The sequence below is a fragment of the Nocardia tengchongensis genome, from assembly GCF_054781395.1.
Genome location: NZ_BAAGUM010000006.1, coordinates 1,291,505 through 1,295,302, shown reverse-complemented (window position 1 = coordinate 1,295,302; position 3,798 = coordinate 1,291,505). Strand labels below are relative to the sequence as shown.

Genomic DNA, 3,798 nt, shown 5'->3' with positions numbered 1-3,798 from the left:
AGAAACGCACCGTGGCGCTGAAGAAACGCACTGTGGCACTGAACATCCCAGGTGAGAAAGGCTGATCCACCATGAGCAATCCGTTCGACGACGAGAACGCCCAGTTCTACGTGCTCGTCAACGAGGAGGCCCAGCACTCGCTGTGGCCGGTGTTCGCCGCCATCCCCGGCGGCTGGACCGCCGCGCACGGCCCGGCCCTGCGACAGAGCTGCCTGGACTACGTCGAGGCGCACTGGACCGACATGCGACCGGCTTCGCTGGTCCAGGCCATGTCGGTCGAGCCCGAATAGACCAGCGGAATACCACGTTCCGCATCCACAAACCCGGGGCCAAACGGCCCCGTGCGGCGGTCCCGAGAAGAAACCACACATCGAGGGGGTCTGTCCGCGTCGTGAAAGAAAGGGAATCACCATGACTACCACTCCTCCGGATCCCGGCACCGCGCCCTCCGTCGACATCGGCGCCGTCGTCTCCCAGGTTCTGAAGTTCCTGGGCGCCGGCTCCACCGCGAGCTACAACCCCAAGGGCCCGAAGCTCAAGTCGCACGGCGCGAAGTAATTCGCCCAGGCTTCACCGAACAAAATCTCGAAAGGAATTGCCATGCCTCTCTACACCGGCAGCGGCTTCACCGACCTGCTCCTGGCGTTCGCCCACCTGGTCGGCGCCGGTTCGTCCACCTCGGTCACCCAGCCCGGCGGCGGCACCACCCCGGCTCCGGTCGTCTAGGAGGACACCATGTTCAGCGGTAGTGCTGTGAACGACTTCTTCGGTTTCCTGGCGAAGTCGCTGGGCACCGGCTCCTCCTACACCTGGCCGCCGACTACGACGTAGCGCTCGGGTAGGTGTGTGAAGGCCGCCAGGACCGCGCGTCCTGGCGGTCCCGGCGCTCTGTGGTTTCCTTCCCTTTCCGCCTCGTCCGATGCCCGGGCGAAGGTGTCAGCGGCCCAACTGCCGCAGCACCCAGCCCGCGGTGTCGTCACTGGACCGGATCAGCGAGTGATCCACCGGCGCTGCATCCGGAAACAGATCCTCGAATACCTCGTTCACCACTCCCGGCTCGTCGATGACCGAGCAGGCCGGAGCGGGCGTGGCGAGCTGATCGCGACGGGTCGCGATGACCGAATAGGTGACGCCGGGCTGCGTCACCGCGGTGTCGAAAATGGCCTTGTAGACCGGAGAATCCGGCGTCATCTGCATGGCCACGGCGAACTCGTGCGAGCTCGCCGCCAGCGCCGACCGCAGGAACGGCAGCGCGTGCAGCAATTGCACGGGCGTGATCGGCGGATTCGGAATTCCGACGACGCCCGCGCCGTCGCACCCGCGCACCTCGGGTGTCATGAACACGGCATGACTCACCGCGGGCGCTCCGCCCAGCACTTTGAGGTAGTAGTTCGACACAATGCTGCCCGCCGAGTGCGCCACGATCTCGACTTTCGCCGCTCCCGTGGTCTGACGCACCTTCGTGACGAAGTCCGCGACCTGCCCCGCTTCACCGGGCATATCGCCGTTCCAGCGCCGGTCGTTCGAAATGCCGCCTTGGAACAGCAGCGTGCAGTACCCGGCCCCGCGCAATGCGCCGACCATGGTGTCCCATTGCGCGGCAGTCTGTTCCGGGGTGCCGTCCGCGCCGGGCAGCACCACCACGGGATACGGATGCGCCGCGGTCGGCGCGCAATCGATCGGCGGCTCGATGGTCGACCCGACCGGCAGTGGCTGTTCCGCGGACCCGGTGTCCGGCTGGGCTTGCGCCCCGGCGGCCGTCCCGAGGGCTGCGGCCGCGAGCGCGGCAGCGACGATTCTGGAAATTCTGATGTACGACAACGGCTTCCGGTCCCCTTCGTGCAGTCCACCCCGACCGTGCGCGACTCCGCGCGTACCGCACGATACCGGTGATCGGGAGCCGCCGCCCGAACGATCAGTGCGTGTCGACCGGTGTGCGCCGAGCCTGCCGGGGCCGGCCTCGGAGCCGCGTCGCGTGACGACCACCAGTGTGTAACCGGATGATTCGGACATGAGGGGGTGGAGGGGGCTCGGCCGAAACCGGAGAAGCGCGGGCGGAAACGGGCAGCCGAATTCGACTCGCGCACGCAGCTTCCTGGGCGAGCGAATGATTGGCAAATATATTTGTTTAGAAGACAAGCCCCCTTCACCACGAAACAGCCCCCGAAGCGAAGCGGCGAATCCTTTTCGTTGTGACCGCTACTCAGGGATTGGCGATGGTGACAGTTATGAGCCAGAGCGAAGACTATGAGGCCGTGCTCGCGCGAATCATGAATGCGGAGTCCGGCCGCCCGAACTCACGCAATCGCTGACGGTTAGCTATGAGAGGGAAACAATGAGCCGGCCCAAGACTGTCGAACCCCACATCATCGGTCTCTACTGGGACCGCGACGGCGATATCTGGCAGCGCGAGGACGGCGGCTGGCGGCTGATCCTGCAGAGCGGCGTCGCCGTCGACCCGGTCTCGCTGTGGGGGTGGGAGAACGGGCCCGTCAGCGACTACGCGCCGTTCGTGCCCCTCACCGCCCTCGAGGCCTAGACACCGCGCGCTCAGCTGCCGAAGAGGGTGACCTCCATCAGCCGGATCACCCTGGGCTGCGGGCAGATCGACCCGTGCGCGCCGAACTCCCGGCCCAGATCCACCACCAGACCGAACCCGGCCTGCACCAGAATGCGCGCCTCGGCCTCGGACAGCTCCGGGCGCACCGCCACCAGCAGTCGCACCCACTCGGCCACGATGAGCCGCTGCACATTGCGCAGCATGGTGCGCTCCTCCGCCGAGACGTGTCCGAACTCGGCGTAGTACACGAATGTCAGCTCGCGCTCGGCGAACGAACCCGCCACATACAGGTCCACCAGCGTGCGCAGCGCCTCGGCCGGACTCGACGAGGACGCCACCGCCGGGCCGATCGCCCCCGACACCCGGTCCGCCGCCCGGCGGAACGCGGCGGCCAGCAGATCGCCCTTGCTGCGGTAGTACCGGTACACCGCCGAGGCCGCCGACAGATCGGCTGCCGCCGCGATGTCCTCCACGCTCACATTGGGATAGCCGCGCTGATGGAACAGCTCGACGGCCTTCTTCAGCAGCAGCTCGTGCTTGAAGCTGCGCGGGATCTCCGCCGCCCGCGGCGCCTCGGTGACGGTGCCCTCCGGCGGCAGTTCAGTGTCGAGGATCGCGTCGCAGGCCGAATGCAGCAGGGCCGTCAAGGATTTCGCGGGCAGCGTGGCGTGGTGGTCGCCGATGCTGGAGATGACGCTGAGCATCGACACCGCCCGCACCGCGCGATCGTGCCCGTCGAGTTCGGGCCGCACATCCGCGATGAGCGCGCGCAGCGTGGTCAGCGCCACGATGAACTGCTCCTCCAGGATCTGCCGATCGGTGTCGTCGAGATAGCGGCGCTCCCAGCGCACCAGGGTGACGGTGGCGCGATTGGCGATGGTCTCGGCGATCATCCGATCCAGCACCCGGTTCAGCCGCTCCCGCGCGGACAGGCCCTCGGAGTCCTCGGGCAGCGTGGCCGCCTCCGCGGTGAGCCGCGACAGCCGTAGCAATTCCTCCCGGAACAGCGCGTATTTACTCGGATAGTGCCGATACAGGGCGGCGGAGGAAATGCCCAGCCGCGTCGCGATGTCCTCCATGCTCACGCCGTGATAGCCGAGCGATCCGAACGCGGCGGCCGAAGTGGCGGCGATCTGCGCCCGCCGGTTCTTCGGGCGACGGCGGATCACGCGCGGTGGCTGCTCCTCGACGGTCATATCGCAATGGTAGTCACCGGTCGATCTCGGTATTGCCGCAGT

At 67.1% G+C, this 3,798-nt stretch carries 6 protein-coding genes; 4 read left to right on the top strand and 2 right to left on the bottom strand.

The annotated features are described in order from the left end of the window. Nucleotides 1-71 precede the first annotated feature (71 nt). The 3 genes from ACYVKL_RS16960 to ACYVKL_RS16950 all read left to right on the top strand — a co-directional run bounded on the left by ACYVKL_RS16960 (nucleotide 72) and on the right by ACYVKL_RS16950 (nucleotide 726). On the top strand, nucleotides 72-290 hold the full coding sequence (locus ACYVKL_RS16960; protein WP_213559250.1) for an MbtH family protein: 219 nt from the start codon (nucleotides 72-74) through the stop codon (nucleotides 288-290). A 121-nt stretch (nucleotides 291-411) separates the two neighbouring features. Then, a complete protein-coding gene (locus ACYVKL_RS16955) occupies nucleotides 412-558 on the top strand; it encodes a hypothetical protein (RefSeq protein ID WP_213559251.1) in 147 nt (48 codons plus the stop codon). 42 nt (nucleotides 559-600) lie between these two features. After that, entirely contained in the window at nucleotides 601-726 is a 126-nt protein-coding gene (locus ACYVKL_RS16950; RefSeq protein WP_379164439.1) for a hypothetical protein, read from the top strand. 210 nt (nucleotides 727-936) lie between these two features. Here the strand turns inward: ACYVKL_RS16950 and ACYVKL_RS16945 are convergent, their stop codons facing one another. Next, nucleotides 937-1,821, bottom strand: coding sequence for an esterase/lipase family protein (locus tag ACYVKL_RS16945; protein ID WP_379164436.1), 885 nt, complete (start codon nucleotides 1,819-1,821; stop codon nucleotides 937-939). 514 nt (nucleotides 1,822-2,335) lie between these two features. Here ACYVKL_RS16945 and ACYVKL_RS16940 point away from each other — a divergent pair. Next, nucleotides 2,336-2,539 carry a hypothetical protein gene (locus tag ACYVKL_RS16940; RefSeq protein ID WP_379164433.1) on the top strand — a complete coding sequence of 68 codons (204 nt, stop codon included), beginning with the start codon at nucleotides 2,336-2,338 and terminating at the stop codon, nucleotides 2,537-2,539. A gap of 11 nt (nucleotides 2,540-2,550) precedes the next feature. Here the strand turns inward: ACYVKL_RS16940 and ACYVKL_RS16935 are convergent, their stop codons facing one another. Beyond that, nucleotides 2,551-3,756: a TetR/AcrR family transcriptional regulator gene (locus ACYVKL_RS16935; RefSeq protein ID WP_379164430.1), complete on the bottom strand. Its 1,206-nt coding sequence runs from the start codon at nucleotides 3,754-3,756 to the stop codon at nucleotides 2,551-2,553. Nucleotides 3,757-3,798 lie beyond the last annotated feature (42 nt).

Bases quoted from the DNA above. Each gene is read 5' to 3' on its own strand.
- ACYVKL_RS16950 (WP_379164439.1), top strand. From the start codon at position 601: ATGCCTCTCTACACCGGCAGCGGCTTCACCGACCTGCTCCTGGCGTTC.
- ACYVKL_RS16960 (WP_213559250.1), top strand. From the start codon at position 72: ATGAGCAATCCGTTCGACGACGAGAACGCCCAGTTCTACGTGCTCGTC.
- ACYVKL_RS16940 (WP_379164433.1), top strand. From the start codon at position 2,336: ATGAGCCGGCCCAAGACTGTCGAACCCCACATCATCGGTCTCTACTGG.
- ACYVKL_RS16955 (WP_213559251.1), top strand. From the start codon at position 412: ATGACTACCACTCCTCCGGATCCCGGCACCGCGCCCTCCGTCGACATC.
- ACYVKL_RS16935 (WP_379164430.1), bottom strand. From the start codon at position 3,756: ATGACCGTCGAGGAGCAGCCACCGCGCGTGATCCGCCGTCGCCCGAAG.